The organism is Streptomyces sp. NPDC005438 (assembly GCF_040606315.1).
Classification (GTDB): Bacteria; Actinomycetota; Actinomycetes; order Streptomycetales; family Streptomycetaceae; genus Streptomyces.
In genome coordinates, this window is sequence record NZ_JBEXEP010000009.1 from 157,468 (window position 1) to 174,683 (window position 17,216).

At 73.0% G+C, this 17,216-nt stretch carries 15 protein-coding genes and 1 pseudogene; 6 read left to right on the forward strand and 10 right to left on the reverse strand.

Annotation, left to right across the window (positions count from 1 at the left end; translation table 11 throughout):
• Window positions 1–33: 33 nt before the first annotated feature.
• A complete protein-coding gene (locus ABZT14_RS19955; protein WP_356304494.1) occupies window positions 34–1,236 on the reverse strand; it encodes a CoA transferase in 1,203 nt (400 codons plus the stop codon).
• Window positions 1,237–1,544: 308 nt separating this feature from the next.
• Here ABZT14_RS19955 and ABZT14_RS19960 point away from each other — a divergent pair, with 308 nt between their 5' ends.
• Window positions 1,545–2,606: a LacI family DNA-binding transcriptional regulator gene (locus tag ABZT14_RS19960; protein ID WP_356304498.1), complete on the forward strand. Its 1,062-nt coding sequence runs from the start codon at window positions 1,545–1,547 to the stop codon at window positions 2,604–2,606.
• Between the two features lie 65 nt (window positions 2,607–2,671).
• Here the strand turns inward: ABZT14_RS19960 and ABZT14_RS19965 are convergent, their stop codons facing one another.
• Together ABZT14_RS19965 and ABZT14_RS19970 are read right to left on the reverse strand one after the other, a co-directional pair.
• A complete protein-coding gene (locus ABZT14_RS19965) occupies window positions 2,672–3,868 on the reverse strand; it encodes a fumarylacetoacetate hydrolase family protein (protein ID WP_356304501.1) in 1,197 nt (398 codons plus the stop codon).
• Window positions 3,869–3,929: 61 nt separating this feature from the next.
• A complete protein-coding gene (locus ABZT14_RS19970) occupies window positions 3,930–5,078 on the reverse strand; it encodes a carbohydrate ABC transporter substrate-binding protein (protein ID WP_356304504.1) in 1,149 nt (382 codons plus the stop codon).
• Between the two features lie 196 nt (window positions 5,079–5,274).
• On the opposite strand from ABZT14_RS19970, the gene ABZT14_RS19975 reads away from it, so the two are divergent.
• Both ABZT14_RS19975 and ABZT14_RS19980 read left to right on the forward strand, forming a co-directional pair.
• Complete coding sequence (locus tag ABZT14_RS19975) at window positions 5,275–6,159, forward strand: helix-turn-helix domain-containing GNAT family N-acetyltransferase (RefSeq protein ID WP_356304507.1); 885 nt, start codon at window positions 5,275–5,277, stop codon at window positions 6,157–6,159.
• A 754-nt stretch (window positions 6,160–6,913) separates the two neighbouring features.
• Window positions 6,914–7,810: an ion transporter gene (locus tag ABZT14_RS19980; protein ID WP_356304510.1), complete on the forward strand. Its 897-nt coding sequence runs from the start codon at window positions 6,914–6,916 to the stop codon at window positions 7,808–7,810.
• Between the two features lie 7 nt (window positions 7,811–7,817).
• Here the strand turns inward: ABZT14_RS19980 and ABZT14_RS19985 are convergent, their stop codons facing one another.
• From ABZT14_RS19985 to ABZT14_RS20005, 5 genes are all read right to left on the reverse strand, one after another.
• The gene (locus ABZT14_RS19985; protein WP_356304513.1) at window positions 7,818–8,378 is read right to left on the reverse strand and encodes a helix-turn-helix domain-containing protein; all 561 of its coding nucleotides are present in this window, start codon (window positions 8,376–8,378) and stop codon (window positions 7,818–7,820) included.
• Window positions 8,379–8,380: 2 nt separating this feature from the next.
• A complete protein-coding gene (locus tag ABZT14_RS19990) occupies window positions 8,381–8,743 on the reverse strand; it encodes a DUF1304 domain-containing protein (protein WP_356304516.1) in 363 nt (120 codons plus the stop codon).
• A 130-nt stretch (window positions 8,744–8,873) separates the two neighbouring features.
• Window positions 8,874–9,347, reverse strand: coding sequence for a carboxymuconolactone decarboxylase family protein (locus tag ABZT14_RS19995; RefSeq protein WP_356304519.1), 474 nt, complete (start codon window positions 9,345–9,347; stop codon window positions 8,874–8,876).
• A 254-nt stretch (window positions 9,348–9,601) separates the two neighbouring features.
• Complete coding sequence (locus ABZT14_RS20000; RefSeq protein ID WP_356304522.1) at window positions 9,602–10,552, reverse strand: M56 family metallopeptidase; 951 nt, start codon at window positions 10,550–10,552, stop codon at window positions 9,602–9,604.
• A gap of 3 nt (window positions 10,553–10,555) precedes the next feature.
• Entirely contained in the window at window positions 10,556–10,975 is a 420-nt protein-coding gene (locus ABZT14_RS20005) for a BlaI/MecI/CopY family transcriptional regulator (RefSeq protein WP_356304525.1), read from the reverse strand.
• 136 nt (window positions 10,976–11,111) lie between these two features.
• Between ABZT14_RS20005 and ABZT14_RS20010 the strand changes: the two genes are divergently transcribed.
• Window positions 11,112–11,783: a hypothetical protein gene (locus ABZT14_RS20010; protein ID WP_356304528.1), complete on the forward strand. Its 672-nt coding sequence runs from the start codon at window positions 11,112–11,114 to the stop codon at window positions 11,781–11,783.
• A 114-nt stretch (window positions 11,784–11,897) separates the two neighbouring features.
• Here ABZT14_RS20010 and ABZT14_RS20015 read toward each other — a convergent pair whose 3' ends face one another.
• Window positions 11,898–13,433: an LCP family protein gene (locus tag ABZT14_RS20015; protein WP_356304531.1), complete on the reverse strand. Its 1,536-nt coding sequence runs from the start codon at window positions 13,431–13,433 to the stop codon at window positions 11,898–11,900.
• 706 nt (window positions 13,434–14,139) lie between these two features.
• Between ABZT14_RS20015 and ABZT14_RS20020 the strand changes: the two genes are divergently transcribed.
• Window positions 14,140–14,358 carry a twin-arginine translocase TatA/TatE family subunit gene (locus ABZT14_RS20020; RefSeq protein ID WP_356304534.1) on the forward strand — a complete coding sequence of 73 codons (219 nt, stop codon included), beginning with the start codon at window positions 14,140–14,142 and terminating at the stop codon, window positions 14,356–14,358.
• A 721-nt stretch (window positions 14,359–15,079) separates the two neighbouring features.
• The gene (locus tag ABZT14_RS20025) at window positions 15,080–16,291 is read left to right on the forward strand and encodes a S8 family peptidase (protein WP_356304537.1); all 1,212 of its coding nucleotides are present in this window, start codon (window positions 15,080–15,082) and stop codon (window positions 16,289–16,291) included.
• A 230-nt stretch (window positions 16,292–16,521) separates the two neighbouring features.
• Here ABZT14_RS20025 and ABZT14_RS20030 read toward each other — a convergent pair.
• Window positions 16,522–17,216: pseudogene (locus ABZT14_RS20030) on the reverse strand (glycosyl transferase); the annotation flags it as partial.

Genomic DNA, 17,216 nt, shown 5'->3' on the forward strand with positions numbered 1-17,216 from the left:
CGGCGGCTCGGGGGCCCTGGTCGGTACGGGGCGTCAGCCCTCGCTGGCGGGAGCGCTGTGGATGACGTTCTCCTTCTCCAGCCTGCGCACGGTCTCCTCGTCCAGGCCGAGGTCGTGCAGGACTTCCCGGGTGTGCTCGCCGTTGCGGGGCGCGGGGCGCAGCACCGCCTGTGGGCTGGCGCTGAGCCGGAAGGGGAAGCCGGGGGTGGTCACCTCACCCTCGGTGGGGTGCTCGTAGGTGACGAAGGACCGGTTGTGGCGTACCTGCGGGTCCTGGAGCAGGTCGTCGTAGTCGTAGACCGGGCCGCACCAGACGCCCGCCTCGCCCAGGACGTCCAGCCAGTGCGCGGTGTCCGCCTCCCGTAGCCGTTCCTCGACCAGGGAGGAGATCTCCTCGCGGTGGGTGAACCCGTCCCGCTCGGCGTCCAGGTGGGCCAGCCGGGGTTCGTCCAGCAGCGTGGCCAGGGTGGCGGGTTCGGCGAAGGACAGGGCGAGGTAGCCGTCCCGGGTGGGGTAGATGCCGTACGGGGCGCGGATGTAGCTGTGGGCGTGGATGTGCTCGGTGCGGGTCTGCGGGACTCCGCCGACGGTGCGGACGCTGATCTCCTGGGCCTGGGCGGCGATGATCGCGTCCAGCATGTTCACCTCGACCAGCTGGCCCTCTCCGGTGCGCTGACGGTGGAACAGGGCGGCCAGCGCCCCCTCGAAGGCGGAGTAGGCGGCGAAGGCGTCCACCAGGAAGAAGGGGGCCGGGGTCGGGGCCTCGCCGGGTCGCCCGGCGCTGAACAGGGCGCCGGACATGGCCTGGAGCAGGATGTCCTGGCCGGCCCGCTGGGCGTACGGCCCGGTCTCCCCGTAGCCGGACACCGAGACGTACACCAGGTCGGGTTTCCTCGCCCGGAGGGTCTCGTAGTCCACGCCGAGACGGCGGGCGACCCCCGGGCGGTAGTTCTGCAGGAAGACGTCGGCGGTGTCGACCAGCTCGTGCAGGGTGGCCATGCCCTCCGGCGACTTGAGGTTCACCGAGAGGCTGCGCTTGTTGCGGTTGAGGGAGAGGAAGGAGGCGTTGACCTCGTTGCCCCGGGCCCCGCCGGCGGCGGCGTGCCGCTGCCACTCGCCGGACAGCGGCTCGACCTTGATGACGTCGGCGCCCAGGTCGGCCAGCTTCATGGCGGCGAACGGCCCGGACATCGCGACGGACAGGTCCAGTACGCGGATCCCCTCAAGCACCTTCATCAAGCCAACCCCTGTTCTGCCGTCGCCAGTGACGCGGCGCCGTGTACGCGCCCGCCCTGGTCTGTGGTGATCTGCTCTGCCGTTCCCTGACATCCACCGTCATCCGGTGACGTGGTGGGGAACAAGTGGATAGAGCCGTTCCGAACGAGCTTGATGTTAGCGCTATCGGTAGCGCTAACAGAAGGGGCTGTCGGCAACCTGGAGGACACGGAAACGCAACGACACCGTCGGTCGCCGCCCAGGCGCGGCGCGCATCCGGGGGGTGCGTAGGGTGAGGAGGCGTTCGGTGCGAGGACGGGGAGCGATGGATGGTCAGGGGTACCAGGGGCAACGGTGCCGAGGGTTCGGCCCGGCGTAGATCCGCCACGCAGTCGGTGACCCTGCGGGACGTCGCGGAACGGGCCGGCGTCTCCTCCCAGACGGTCTCCCGGGTGCTGCGGGTGCCGGACGAGGTCAGCGCCCCGACCCGGGAACGGGTGGAGCGGGCCATCCGCGAGTGCGGCTACGTCCCCAACCTCGCCGCCCGCAACCTCGCCTCCAACCGCAGCAAGATCGTGGCCACGGTGATCCCCTCGCTGTCCGCCTCGATCTTCTCCGAGACGCTCACCGGGCTGTCCTCGGTGCTCTCCCCGGCCGGCTACCAGCTCCTGCTCGGCTACACCGACTACGACGACGAGCTGGAGGAGGCCCTCATCCGGTCCCTGCTCGGCCGGCGGCCGGACGGTTTCGTGATGACCGGGGCCATCCACCGCGACAGCGTGGTCACCATGCTGCGTGAGTCCGGGGTTCCGGTGGTGGAGACCTGGGACTGGACCGACTCCCCGGTGGACCTGCTGGTGGGCTTCTCCAACCAGGACGCCATGTACGCCATGGTGTCCTTCCTGCACGACCACGGCTACCAACGCCCCTGCTTCGTCGGCTCGTTGCTGGAGGGCGACCACCGGTCGCTACGCAGGCTGGACGGGTACCGCCGGGCGGTGGCCGAGTTCTGGCCCGACTCCCCGGAACGTGTGGTGGACGCGGCGCCGCACCCGCTGACCCTGGAGTCCGGCGCCACGCTCCTGGACGTGGCGCGGTCCGCCCACCCCGACGCCGACGTGCTGGTGTTCGCCACCGACGTCTACGCCGGTGGCGCGGTGCTCGCCGCGCGTTCCCGGGGGGTACGGGTGCCGGAGGACGTGGCCATCACCGGCTTCGGCGACTTCGAACTGTCCGGCATGATCCAGCCGGGGCTGACCACCGTCGCGCTGCCGAACGCGACCATAGGGCGGGAGGCCGCCGAACTGCTGTTGCGACGGATGCGCGGGGAGCCGCCCGAGGAGACGGCGGTGGACCTGGGCTTCGAGATCCGCCGTCGGGAGAGCGCCTGAGGCGGCGCCGCACCGGGGGACCCGCCGGCCGCTCCCGCTGAGGCGCCCGGCCCGTCCCGGTGCGGTCACAGCAGGCCGCGTCGGGCCAGCCCCGTCATCAGCTCCCGTACGCCGAACCGCCAGGGCGGGCAGCTCTGGGCGTGGTCGATCTCGTGGACCAGCGAACCGAGGCTGGCGGTGCTGATGCGGACCCGGTCGCCCACCCGGTGGGTGAAGCCGCCGCCGGGCTCCTCCCGGTCGTCGGTGGGGGCGAACATGGTGCCCAACAGCAGCACCACCCCGTCCGGGTACTGGTGGGCGTCCCCGGTCAACTGGCGTACCAGCTCGGCCGGATCGCGGCTGATCTCACTGTGCGCCGACTCCCCGGACAGCTGGTACCCCTCCGGGCCGCGCACCTCCAGTCGTACGGTGGCCTCCCGCACCGTGTCCAGGTCGCAGCTGGCGTCGAAGAGGCGCACGAAGGGGCCCAGTACGCAGGAGGCGTTGTTGTCCTTCGCCTTGGGCAGCAGCAGGGCCGAACGTCCCTCGTAGTCCCGCAGGTTGATGTCGTTGCCCAGGGTGGCGCCCACCACGGTGCCGGTGGAGGACACCACCAGGCCGATCTCCGGCTCGGGGTTGTTCCAGCGGGACTCGCGCAGCACCCCGGCCCGGCTGCCCGGCCCCACCGCCGACAGGGGCAGCGCCTTGGTGAAGATCTCCGCGTCGGGGCCGATCCCCACCTCCAGGTACTGGCTCCACTCCCCGCGCTCCACCAGCACCCGCTTGACCTCGGCGGCCTCCGGTGAGCCGGGCCGCAGGGAACGCAGGTCACCGCCGATGACCTCGCCCAGTTCGGCCCGGATCGCGACGGCCGCCTCCGGGTCGCCGGCCGCGCGCTCCTCGATCAGCCGCTCGACCATCGACACCGCGAAGGTCACCCCCGCCGCCTTCACCGGCTGGAGGTCGACCGGGGCGAGGAACCGCGCGGTGTCCGGCCGCTCGGGGCGCCGGGTGCCGCCGGCCAGCAGTTCGTCCACCGAGCCCACCCGCTGACCTTCGACCTTCGCCAACTCGGTGGCGGGGTCGGGGAGTTCGCACAGGTGGGAGGTGGTGGGGAAGTGGGCGGACACGTCGTACACCCCGTCCTCGCGCACCACGGCGGGGGAGGGGCCGCCCTGTACCGGGTTCCACACCCGGGCCAGGAGGGTGCCGGTGTGGCCGTCCTCGGGGAGGACCTCGGAGGCGGTCAGGGTCAACGGCTGGGGGAGGGGGTCGCGGGTCACGGCTCCTGCTTTCGGCTGCTTCGACGGTTGCGGTGGGCGGGGGTCCGGCCGGTGCCGGTGCTCAGCGGGGCGCGGGGGCCGGCCGGACGCCGTGGCGGTACGTGCTGAGCAGGTCCTCCAGGACCTCCTCGGCGGGGCGGTCGGCGAGCAGCCCCTCGCGCACCACCCGGGAGAGGGCGAGCTGGAGCGCGGGGAAGCCGGGATGTCGGGGGCGCACCCAGGCGGCCCGGGTGGTGGCCAGGGTGGCGCGGTAGAAGTCGCCGGCCGCCCGGTTCACCTCCGGGTCCGTCCAGGCCTCGACCCGTGCGGGCTGCCCCCGGTGCGCGGGGATCAGGGTGCGGTGGGTCTCGGCGCTCATCAGGTCGGCCAGGTGCGCGGCGAGGGCGGGGGAGACCTCGGCCCGACGGGAGACCGCCAGCCCGGTGCCGCCGAGTACGGAGCCCAGCGGGCCGTCGGGGTACGCCCGGGGGGCGTCACCGAAGAGGACCGGTGCCCCCTCCTCGCGGGAGGAGTAGGTGACGTACCCGTACACCAGGGGGCAGTAGCTCAGCCGCTTCCCCTCGGCGAGCAGGCCCAGCAGCGCGATGGGGTTGAGGGAGGCGGTGCCCGGATCGGTGCGGACGAACAGTTCGCGCAGCAGCTTCCAGGCCGCCAGTCCGGTGGCGGGGGAGACCAGGGGGTGTCCGGGCTCGGTGGCCGGGGGTTCGCCGAGGGCGACGCACAGGGAGGAGAAGGTGAGCAGGGCGTGCGGCCCGGCCAGGCTCAGGGCCACCGGTCGCCGTTCGGCCAGGGACACCACCTCGTCCCAGGTGGTCGGGAGGGTGTCCAGGTGGGCCCGGTGGGCCGCCGCGACCTGGGTGGCGGCGTCCAGGGGCGCGGCCCAGTGGCGTCCGTCCACCTCGTACGAGGGGCCCGAGCGGCCCACCGAGCGACGTGACCACTCGTCCACCAGGTGGGGCGGGAGGACCTCCTCCAGGGGGCGGAGACAGTCGGCCGCCAGGGCGTCGCCGAGGTGGGGGTGGTCCAGCACGACCAGGTCGTGGCGGGCGCACAGTTCGTCGATGGGGTGGGACTCGAAGCCCTCCAGGGGCTGGGCGTCCCAGGTGAGGGTGTCGGGGTGGTCGCGGGCGGCGGAGAAGGTCGCGGCGGCGTGGCGGAGGGCCACGGTGCCGCGCGGGTGGTCCCAGGTGAGTCCCCGGTAGTCCGTCATGTCGTACCGTTTCCATGTTGTTAGCGCTACCGATAGCGCTAACATAACCGAAACGCGCACCTCGTCCAACGGGTCCGACGTGACACTTCCCCGAGGCGGTCAACTCCCCAGTCCGGTACGGGAGTTGGGGTGAGCCCCCGATGGGGGCGGCGGACCGGGGGTGGCTCGGGAGCCATTCTCTGACTAGGGTCAGAGAATGGCTGACACACAGATCGAGCGGGTACGGCGGTTCCACCGCACCGTCACCGAAGGGGTCGGGGTGCTCCAGGACCGCTACCTGGGCCGTGACCGACCCGTCGGGCAGGCCCGACTGCTGTGGGAGATCGGCACCCGCCCCCAGGACGTCCGCGCCCTGCGGGAACGCCTGGGCCTGGACTCCGGGTACGTCAGCCGGCTGTTGCGCTCCCTGGAGGTGGACGGCCTGGTGACCGTGGAGCCGCAGGCCAGGGACCGGAGGGTGCGCACCGTACGCCTCACCCCGGCCGGGCGGGAGGAGTGGGCCACCCTCGACCGCCTCAGCGACCAGCTCGCCGGGGACCTGCTGGAACCCCTCAGCCACGGGCAACGGACCCGGCTGGTCGAGGCCATGGCCGAGGTCGAGCGCCTGCTGACCGCCGCCAGGGTCACTCTGCACACCGTCGACCCCGACCACCCGGAGGCCGCGTACTGCCTGCGCCGGTACGCCGAGGAGTTGGCGGACTCCTTCGGCAGCGGCTTCGACCCGGGCCGGAGCCTGCTGCCCGACCCCGGTGAACTCCGGGCGCCCCGAGGGGAGTTCCTGGTGGCCCGGCTGAACGGCGAGCCCCTCGGCTGCGCCGGCCTCAAGCTGCCGGTCGGGGCGCCGGCCGAGGTCAAACGGATGTGGGTGGCCCCCCAGGCGCGGGGCCTCGGCCTGGGGCGGCGCTTCCTGGCGGAGTTGGAGACCCGGGCCGCCGGACACGGTCACCGGCTGCTGCGGCTGGACACCAACAAGGCGCTCACCACCGCCGTCCACCTCTACCGTGCCCGTGGCTTCGAGGAGGTACCGGCCTTCAACGACGAGCCCTACGCCCACCACTGGTTCGAGAAACGGATCGGCTAGGGGCGTGCCGTTCGGACCACCGCGCGGCGCGTGCGTCCTGCTGTCGCGTCGACTGCTTCGGGTTGACCTCCGCCCTGGAGTCGCTGCCCCAACCGGCCGGTTTCCCGGGGCGGTTGCTGCCTCCGGGAATGGCCGGTTCGGTCCTGTGCTCGGTGGCGTATTTCGGCGACCACGGGGGGAAGCCCCCCGTTGGCGCTGGCCGTGAGGGTGATCCTGGGAACGGTCGCCTTGCCGGTCGGGGGCGCTGGCGAGCTAGCGAACCCCTGCTCCGCCTGGCACCGTCCCACGGCGTACGTCACCGGAACGCGTTCACCGACCTCCCGGGGCGGCTGCCCGGCGCCGGGGCGCTGCTCCCGGGGTTCGCCCACCGGCGGTGGCGGCATCGAACGCGAGGCCGCTCCTGGTCGGTACGTCCGCCCCCGGCCCCCTAGGGGCGGCGCGCCCCGACCGGTCACGCCCACGGGGCCGGCCCACTCCGGTCCCCGAACCCGTGGTGCCGTGGGGTGGGCGTCGGACGGTGGTGGGGTTCTGGCCATTCACCGGCCCCGGTTCCGGGGACCCCGTGGTGGGGGTGGCCCCGGTACGTCTGGCCGATCGGTGTGTGGGGTGGTGGCCGTACCGGGGGTACGGTGACCGATTCGCCACCTCGGATTCCTTCTACGCCGTTGTAGATCCTTATGCTGTGCCGGTCGGTGGACGCGGGGCGTCGTCGAAGGGCGGGGGCGACCCCGGGGGAACTGATCAGGGAACGGCCATGTCGACCGGTGGGCAGGGGAGTTGGCGGGAGCGTTGCGCTTCCCGCTGCGGGCGGATCACGGAGGACCGCCGGTTCGCGATGGCGGTCTTCGGGCTGATCGCCCTCAACGCCGCGATGCTCGGGGCCGAGACCTACGACAGCGTGGTGGAGCGCTGGCGACTGCCGCTGTGGATCCTCGAACACGGCTTCCTGGGACTGTTCACCGTCGAGATCGTGCTGCGCCTTGGGGCCCACGCCGACCGGCCCACGCGCTTCCTGCGCGACCCCTGGAACCTCTTCGACCTCGCGGTGGTGCTCTGCGGCTACCTGCCCTTCGTACGGGAGAACGCCACCGTGCTGCGGCTGTTGCGGCTCGCCCGGGTGCTGCGGGCGGCGCGCTTCCTGCCGCAGTTGCGGGTGGTGCTGGTGGCGGTGGCCCGCAGCGTCCCCGGCACGGTGAGCTTCCTGCTGGTCGGCGCGCTGCTGCTGTACCTCTACGCCATGGTGGGCTGGGTCTTCTTCGCCGACCGGGACCCGGAACACTTCGGCTCGCTCGGCCGCGCCATGCTCACCCTCTTCCTGCTGATGGTGCTGGACGGTCTGGGGGACGCGGTACGCGGCGGCCTGGCGATCTCGCCCTGGACCCTGGTCTACTACGCCTCCTTCGTCCTGCTGGGCTCCTTCGTCCTGGTCAACGTGCTGGTCGGGGTGGTGCTCAAGTCCCTTGAGGAAGCCCGGGGGTTGGAGGACGACCAGCCCCCGGGGCGGGACGCCGGGGCCGCCCTTCCGGCGGAGCCGGACGCGGCGGCCCTCCGTACCCGGATCGGCGAACTGCGCCGCGCCCTGGACACCCTGGAGCAGGGGCTCCCCGAGGTGCGGGCCGGCACCGTGGAACGGGACCGCGCCCCCACCTGAGCGCCCGTCAGGGCAGCGGGGCGCCGTGCAGGGCGAGCAGCAGCCGCCAGACACGGTCGGTGAACGCGGCCGGGGTGGCCTCCACGAGGTCGTGGAGCCAGTCGGCGAGCAGTCCGGTGAAGGTCGCGGCCACGGCTGAGGCGACCAGTCCGGGGTCCGGGGCGCCGGCCCGCTCACGTTCGCGGTGGGCGCGGGCGCGGAGGTCCCGGTACAGCACGGCGCCCAGCGGTCCGTTGCCGCCCGGGCGCAGCAGCGCGCGGTAGAGGTCGGCGTGGGGGGCCAGGTCCCGGACGAAGTCGAGCAGGGCGGGCGGCGGGTGGTCGGGGTCCGGCCGGCCGCGCCAGGAGTGCAGGGCGTCGACCGCCTCCCGGACGATGTCGGCGCAGGCGTCGACCGCGAGGGCCTCCAGGTCGGGGTAGTGGAGGTAGAAGGTGGCGCGGCCCACGCCGGCCCGTCGGACCAGGGCGGCCACGCTCACCCGGGCCAGCGGTCGGTGGGCGCACTCCTCCAGCAGGGCCTGGCGGAGCCGGGCCCGGGTGCGGGCGGTACGCGGGTCGACCGGGGTCACGTTCAGCCCGCCAGCAGGACGGCACCCAGGGCGAGCGCGCCCGGCAGGGCCTGGGCGACCAGGATGCGCCGGTTCGCGGTGAGTCCCCCGTAGACGCCGGCGACCAGGACGCAGACGAGGAAGAAGACCCGGACCGGGAAGCCGGTCGGGTCGTCGGCGAGCAGTCCCCAGACCAGTCCGGCGGCCAGGAACCCGTTGTAGAGGCCCTGGTTGGCGGCGAGCGGGGCGCTGGCGCGGGCCATCTCGGCGTCGAAGCCGGACAGGGCGCGGCCGGGTTTCCGCTCCCAGAGGAACATCTCCAGCACCAGGATGTAGCCGTGTAGTACGGCCACCAACCCGACCAGCACGTTCGCGAGTATCTCCACCGGTGTCTCCCGTTCTCCTGGACAGGTGACCAGGATAGGTGGACACCTGTCCAGGAAGTGAGGCGCCCCCGTCTCCCGGTCGGTCCCCACCCGCATCGGGTGCACGTGGGGACCGGCCGGGCGGGTGGGATCAGCCGAACTGTCCGGGCTGGTAGTCGCCGGCGGGCTGGCGGAGCAGCACGTTGACGCGGTTGAAGGTGTTGATCAGGGCGATGGTGAACACCAGGTGCGCGAGCTGCTGTTCGTCGTAGTGCCGGGCGGCGTTCGCCCACACCTCGTCGCTGACCCCGCCGGCCGCGTCCGCGATACGGGTGCCCTCCTCCGTCAGCTCCAGGGCGGCGCGCTCGGCCTCGGTGAAGACCGTGGCCTCCCGCCAGGCCGCGACCAGGCTCAGGCGCAGGGAAGACTCCCCGGCGTGCAGGGCGTCCTTGGTGTGCATGTCGGTGCAGAAACCGCAGCCGTTGATCTGGCTGGCCCGCAGTTTCACCAGTTCCCGGGTCGTGGTGGGCAGGGTCTCGTTCGCGAGCGTGCTGTCGGCCGCGACCAGGTGCTTGACGAACGAGGCGGTGTCCGGGAGGGCGAGCGGGTCGAGACGGGCTTCCATGGCGTACTCCCTGTGCGGTGGTGTGCGCTGACACCTCCGTGACGGGACGGCCCCCCGGGATGTGACATCGGCCGGGTGGGGAGATCCGGGGGGGCTTCGCCGTACGTCGCGGGGGAGTCCGCCGGGGGGCCTCGGCGACGGAACGAGGGCGACCCGCACGGCGGTCCGCGTCGAGTGCCGGAGCTGCGGGCTCCCGCCCGGCGCGGGCCGGGCGTCAACAGGCGGTCGGACGGGCGGAGTTGGCGCCCCCGTGGTCACAGGGGAGTGGCGGCCTGGAGGATGAGGACCAGGGCGATGGCGGCGTTGGCCGAGGACAGCGCGGAGGTCGCGGCCCCGGCTGCCGCCAGCCAGGTGGCCAGGCCGGCCAGCAACCCGGAGGGGGTCGCCGGCAGGTCCCACACCCGGGTGGTGGGGGCCGGGGTGAGGAGGGCCTGTACCCGTCGGGGCACCTGCCCGCCGCCGGACACGGCCGGCACCGTACGCGTGGGCCCGTCCCGGGCGATCAGCGCGGCCTTGCCGACCGCGCGGGCGGTGAGGCGGCGGTCTGCGACCCTGCGCGCGGCCTCCTCGTCCGCCCACCGTTCCACGCCGAAGGCCACGGCCGTCCGCAGCGGGAGCAGGAACGGGTTGGCGTGGGCGGCGAGTTCGGCCAGCAGCAGCAACCGGTGGTGCCGGGCGGCCAGGTGGGCCCGCTCGTGGGCGAGCAGTGCCCGCCGTTCGTCGGGGGTGAGGGCGTCCAGCATCGCGGTGGAGACCACCACTCGGGCCGGCTCCCGACGGCCGGCCGGCAGGGCGAAGGCGTAGGGGGCCTCGTCGGGGAGGACGGCCACCGTGGAGTGCGGCAGGCCCTCCAGGCTCCGCCGTACCTGGCGCTGCACCCGCAGATGCCGGCTCAGGGTGCGCCCGCAGGAGACCAGTACGGCGGCGAGGGCGGGCAGCGAGGCCATCCCGAGCAGCATGTCGTAGGGCACGGCGGCACGGACCTCGGGGTCCGACCACTCGTCGGGCAGCGGGTTGCCGGGGAGTTGGGCGGTGCCCACGACCACCAGCAGCCACAGGCACAGGGTGCTGCACACCGCCAGTACGGTGCCCAGGGTCAGCAGCAGCCAGGTGGCCGTACGGGGGTGCAGGTTCCGTTCGGTCAGGCGGGCCACCGGCCAGGAGGTCAGGGGCAGGACGAGGGGGAGCAGGACGAAGAAGCCCACGGCTCAGTCCCTCTTCTCGCTGACGCCGCCCTCCTCGGGGCCGGCTTCTCCGGCCTGTCGCAGCAGGCTGCGCAGCAGTTGTTCGTCGTCGTCGGTGAGGCTGGAGACGAACCGGGTCAGTACGGTGTCGCGGTCGCTCTCGCCGTCCAGGACCTGCCGCATCCGGTGGGCCGCCAGTCCGGCCGCGTCCGCCGCCGGGGTCCACAGGAAGGAGCGGCCGGCCTTCTCCCGGGTCACCGCGCCCTTGGCGAGCAGCCGGGTGAGGATGGTGACCACAGTGGTGTACGCGAGGTCGTCCCCGAGTCGCTCCCGTACCCAGGCGGCGGTGACCGGCTCCGGTGCCTCGTGCAGGGTCATCAGCACGGTGGTCTCCAACTCGCCCTGTGCCCGGCGTTTGCCCGGCCCCCTCTTCGTTCCGCCCACTTCTCCTCCGTCCAGTGCCCGGCCAAGGCGTTCGGCCCCTCGTGGGTGACGGCTGGCGTCGTCGCCGCGCCGGCCGTTGGGTATCTTCTACACATCTGTAGATTCACATGGGGTCGAACTCGTGGAAGGAAGCGTAATGCGATCTTCGCCGATCGGGGGCGGGAGTGGGTCCTCCTTACGGCCAGCGGATCGGGGGGAGTTCGAGGACGTGGTGGACGAGGCGTTGCGTACCAAGCCGCTCCGCTCCGCGCTGGCCGACGCCGCCCCCGGCACCGCCGAGGCGCTGCGGGCGCGGGCGCGGGAGTCGGCGGACGAACTCACCGCGCTCGTGGCGGAGGAGTACCGGGAGTGGTGCCGGCTACGGGACGGAGGCCCGTCGGACGGTGGTACCCCCCGACGGAGCCCGCTGTTCGCGGCGGTGGCCGTACTGGTCCCCCTGATCGCCGGCGCCGCGGCGGTGGTGTTCCTGGTGCTGGGGTACGTACTGCTGCTGATCGACTCCCGGCAGGACCTGGGCGCCACCCTGGTGTTGACCGGCTGGACCGGTGCCGGACTGGCCGCCGTGACCGGGGCGTTGGGCCTGGGCCGGGTGGTCGTGGCCGCACGCCGGCCCTCGGGCATGACCTCCGGGGGCGGGACCCGGGGTGCCGGGGAGGCGGGCCCGGTGGCCGAGGCGCGGCGGCGTTGGCGTACCGCGTTGCGGGACCGGGCGGTGGTGCCCTCCTGTCAACGGTGGCTGTCGCGGAACCCCGAGGGGGAGCCGGGGCGCGCCCCGGACGCCGAGGGTGCCCCGGAGGCCGGGGGCTAGGTCGGGTGGGCGCCGCCGTGGGGAGGTCGCGCCCGTCCGCACCCGTCACGGTCGGTGGCTTCCGCGCGGGTGGGGGCTGTCGTACGGGGTGAAGGCCGGGGGCGCGGCGGGCGGTCAGCCGTAGGAGAGGTCGGCGCACGGGTCGTCGGCGGCCGAACGGCTCTTCCTGGGCGGGCTCTTGTCCTCGCCGCCCTTGTCGCCTCCCGTGTCGCCCTCGCCCTTCCCCGGCTGGTAGTCGGTCCCGAGGGTGACGCTGAGCCCGGCCTGTGCGCTCTGCTCGACGGTGGCGCCGGGGAAGAGTCGGGCCAACTCCCGGGCGTCCGACCGCTCTCCGGGGCCGTGGCTGACGACGGTGGTGGTGTGGTCCTGGGTGGTGGCGTTGCCGCTGCGGGCCACCGTGAAGTGGCGGTCCCGCAGTTGGGTGGCGGCGGAGGCGGCGAGCCCGGGGGTGGCGGTGCCGTTGTAGACGGAGACGGCGCGCCCCTGGCCGTCGACCTTCTCCGCGTCCTTGTCAGCGTTCTTCCCGGCGTCCTTCCTCTCCCGTTCCTTCTTGGCGCGGTCGGTGTCCTTCGCGTCCAGGGGGCGGTCGGCGCGCAGGTCCTTCCACAGTTCGTCGGCGTCCGGCTGGACGACGGCGACCCGGTTGCCCTGGTAGCGCCAGGGGATCGTCACGAAGCGGATGCTCTCCAGGCTGACGTCCCGCAGGGACATCGCGAAGTCCACCATCTTCCGGGGGGTTCCCAGTCCCTCGTCCACGGTCATCGACTTGGTCGCGGCGTTGGCCAGGGGCAGCAGGGTGGTCGGGTTGAGGCCGTCCTCCTTGACCTTCTTCAACAGCGAGCCCACGAAGGCCTGTTGGCGCTTGATCCGGCCGATGTCGGAGCCGTCTCCTATGCCGTGCCGGATGCGTACGTAGTCCAGGGCCCGTTGCCCGGCAACGGTCTGTTCACCACGACGGAAGACCCGCTTGCCCCGTGATCCCCGGTTGGGGTTGAGGTCCCCCTGGTAGAGGTCCTTCGGTACGCAGACCGGTACCCCGCCGACCGCCTCGGTCATGGTGGCGAAGCCCTTGAAGTCGACGACCACGGTGTGGTCCACCCGTAGTCCGGTCAGCTTCTCCACGGTGTTCTGGGTGCAGGCGGGGTTGCCCTTCCTCGACTGGCCCACGGAGAACGCCTCGTTGAACATGGTCTGGCGCTGGGTGCGGGTCCAGCCGCCCTTGGGCAGTTTGCAGGGCGGTATGTCCACCAGGGTGTCCCGGGGGAACGAGACCGCCGCCGCGTGCCGGCTGTCCTGGTAGACGTGGAGCAGCAGGGCGGTGTCGGAGCGCCCTATGTCGTCCTTCGCGCCGCCGCCGAGCTTGTCGTTGCCCCCGGTCCGGGCGTCGGAGCCGATGACCAGGACGTTCTGGCCCCCGGCTCCCGACTCGGGGCGGTGCCTGCTGAGGCCGTCCGCGTCGAAGGTGTCGATGTTGCCGTGGAGACGTATGTAGAGCCAGCCCCCTCCGGCCACGGCCAGCACCAGCAGGGAGAGGGCCACCACCCCGAACTTCCGTGCCCCCGCCCGGGGTCGGGGCTTGCGACGGGAGCCCTGACGGGTAGCCGTCCCCCGGTCGCGGGCGCGGCCTCCCTCCGTGCGGTGGTTGGGCATTCGGACTCCTCGTCCTCACGGCGTTCGGGGAAGGGTACGGGTGTACGGCCGAGGCGACCGTTACGGGGCCGGGGGGCGGTGGCCGTCACCCCGGCCCCCGCGAGTCGCGGCCCCATGGGGGCGTAACGGCTGCCCGGGTGCGGGCGGCCACCCGCGCGGTGTCGCCGCCCGTGGGGTGGCGCCCGCCAGTGGGCGCTGCCGCGAGCCGGCGGGTCCTCCCGCCGCGCCCCGGGGGTCAACGCCCCCGGGGCGGTGGGTACTCGCGCCCGGCTCAGGGGTACGTCGACGGGGGCGGCGGGCCAGGGGCGGGTGTCCCCGCCGGGGGTCCCGGAGGGTGTCCGCTGTCTGTCGGTGCGCCGCCGTACCGCCCCGGCTGGGGGCGGTGGGGGGCTTCGACAGGGCCATCCGCGCTGTTCCTCTCGGGGTACGACGGCAGCCCGCCGTACTGCGTGCACGCGACATCTACAACGGTGTAGAAAGTAGCAGAGGGGTGAACCCGGGGGTGGGGGCCGGGGGTTGGACGGGGTGGGGGAGGGGGTGTCCACGCCCCGGGGCGTGCCGGTCGGGGTGGGTGCCCTTCGTGTGGGGGCGTCGCGCCGGCCACACTTGCCGGGCGGCTGGCGGGCGGGCAGAATTCTACAGCGATGTAGCGCCAAGTCGCCCTGCGCGTATGTGACTTGGCCCCCTTCCAGGAAAGAGGGCCCTGATGTTCGGGTTGGGTGAACTGGCCGTACTGCTCCTCGTCGTCATCGCGGTACTCGCGGTGAAGAGGCTCCCGGGGCTGACCCGTTCGGCGGGAGAGGCCACCCGCCTGTTCAAGAAGGAGAAGCGGGCGCCGGTCGAGGAGGCGCCCGTGGTGGTGGACGACGACGGCGCCCAGGTGGTCCGTGGCGAGGTCCTCGGACGGGACACCACCCAGTCCTGAACGCCTCCGGCGGCGGTGCTCCTTCCGGCCCGCCGCCGTGAGGTCCCCCGCATCGAACCCGGAACCCGGACCCCCGGGACACCGCCCGCCCGGCCGCCTCGGGAGAGGGGCCGGCCGTGGACGACCCCGCTAGCTCCCTCCGGGGCCCTCCCCGGCTCGGTTCCCTGCACCCTGGCGGTCGGGGCGCCCCCGGAGACCCGCCCGCTCCCCTGAGGCGGCCGGGGTCGGAGCGGTCGGCCCCCGTGGGTGGCGCCGGGGCGTGGCTCCGCGACGGGGCCGCCGTACCCGACCCCTGCCGTCTGACCTCGGGTGGGTAGCCCCTGGACCGGCGGGAGTTGGCTCCCCGGGGTGCGGTGAGGCCGCCCTCGGACGGCGGCCTTGTGACGGGGTCCGGTGAGCCGCCGCGTGGTGTCCGGCCGGACTCGTGTTGAGGGGTTGAATCGCCGCTGTCGCGCTGCCTCTCGCTTCTTCCGGGCTGGACTCCGTTTGTCGTACGCGTGAACGCGGTGTGCCGCCGTACGTCCGTTTCGGGGTGTTCGCCGGGAGTCTTGTTGCTCGCTCTCGGCGCTTACATGACAACCACGTACAGCCGTTGAGCCGTGACCCGGTTGCTCGAACCATGTGGGTGTCCGAACCGGCCGGGACGACCCGCTCGCCCGACCGGCTCCGGTCCGTCCGACCACCCGTCAACACCCAAGCGCACAAGGGGAGATCGCTCATCATGGCTCGTTCCAGGAAGCTCAACAGACGTACCTTCGCCGCCGCCGTGGCCACCGCGGTGGCGGTCTCCGGCGGCGTCGCCCTCGCCTCGCCGGCCGGTGCCGCCCCCACCGAGGGGAAGGTCTACGGCGCCACCTCGGCCCAGGCCGTCAAGGGCAACTTCGTGGTCCTGCTGGACGGCAAGAAAGAACGGGCCGACCGGTCCGCCAAGAAGGACCTGGCCCGGAAGTACGGCGGCAACCTGAGCCGTAACTTCTCCAGCATCAACGGCTTCTCCGCCAAGGGGCTGACCCTGAAGGAGGCCAGGCGACTGGCCGGCGACCCCTCGGTGGCCAAGGTCGTGCAGAGCAAGAGGGTGAAGGCGCTGGAGACCCAGGACAGCCCGCCCTCCTGGGGTCTGGACCGTATCGACCAGGCCGACCTGCCGCTGGACGACCAGTTCAGCTACCCGGACACCTCCGGCGAGGGCGTGACCGCCTACGTCATCGACACCGGAGTCCGCGTCACCCACGACGAGTTCGGCGACCGTGGCGCGCACGGCTACGACGCGGTGGACGGCGACGAGGACGCCAGTGACGAGCACGGGCACGGCACCCACGTCGCCGGCACCCTGGCCGGCGAGACCTACGGGGTGGCCAAGAAGGCCAACGTCGTCGGGGTACGGGTCCTGGACGCCAACGGCTCCGGCACCACCGAGCAGGTCGTCGCCGGCATCGACTGGGTGACCAAGAACCACGAGGGCCCCTCGGTCGCCAACCTCAGCCTCGGCGGGGGCGTGGACGAGGCCATCGACTCCGCCGTGCGCGAGGCCGTGGACTCCGGGGTGACCGTGGCGGTCGCGGCCGGCAACTCCAGCGCGGACGCCAGCCAGTTCTCGCCGGCCCGGGTCGAGGAGGCGCTGACCGTCGCGGCCAGCGACGACAGCGACGCCCAGGCGTACTTCTCCAACTACGGCAGCGTGGTGGACCTCTACGCCCCGGGTGTGGACATCCTCTCCGCCTCCCACACCGCCGACGACGCCACCCAGACCTACTCCGGCACCTCGCAGGCCACCCCGCACGTGGCCGGTGCCGCCGCCCTGTTCCTCGGTGCCCACCCCGACGCCAGCCCGGCGGACGTGGCCGACGCCCTGGACGAGTCCGCCGCCGCTGACAAGATCAGCGACCCGGGCGAGGGTACGCCGAACAAGCTGCTCCAGGTCGGCGAGGAGTAACCGCCCCCGGGGAACGGCCTTCCAGGGCAACTCCCCTCTCCAGGCGGTGGTGCGTCCCACGGTGAGGGTGCGGCGCACCACCGCCTCCCATGGTGGTCCACTCCGTGCCGGTGCGCACGGTTCCCGGGCCAGCCGTACGGCCCGTCGGACCGCCGGTGACCAACCGGGCCGACGGGCCGTACGGTCGACTCCCCCTGGACCGTCCTGGGTTCAGGGGGAGTCAGCGGGACTCACTTGGGGTTGGTGAGGTCGTACAGGGTGGTGCCGCCCTTCTCCACCTTGGTGTAGTTCTTCTGCACCCAGGTGCTCAGGTCCGAGCCGGAACCCTGCCCACGGCCGCCACCACCGGGACCCGCTCCCTCGCGGCCACCGAGGAAGTAGTGGATCCTGCCCTCCTTGACCAGCTTCTTGAACTGCGCCAGCGAGGGGTACGGGTCACTGCCGTTGAAGCCCCCGATCGACATGACCGGCTTCCCCACGGCCAGTTGGTAGCTGGCCGCGTTCTGCGAACCGACGGTGGCCGCGACCCAGGTGTAGTCGTCGGCGTTCCGGGCCAGCGCCTTCTTGGTGGCCGCGTTGACCTGGGTGCCGTTCAGCAGGCCGCCCATACCGCCGGGACCTCCACCGCCGGGGCCGCCCCGGCCCATGGAGCCGCGACCGTTCTCGCGGGAGGAGGTGGAGCCGCCCGGGGAGCCGTCTCCCCGGGAACCGTCGCCCCCGGGCCCCTGGCCCTGGCCGGTACCGGGCATCTGCCCGGGGAACCCGCCGGGTGCCTGGCCGCCCTGGCGCTGGCCTCCCTGACCGGGGGAGTTCTGCCCACCCTGGCCCTGCTGGCCCTGCTGGCCCTGCTGGCCCTGCTGGCCCTGCTGGCCCTGCTGGCCCTGCTGGCCCTGCTGGCCCTGCTGGCCCTGCTGGCCCTGCTGGC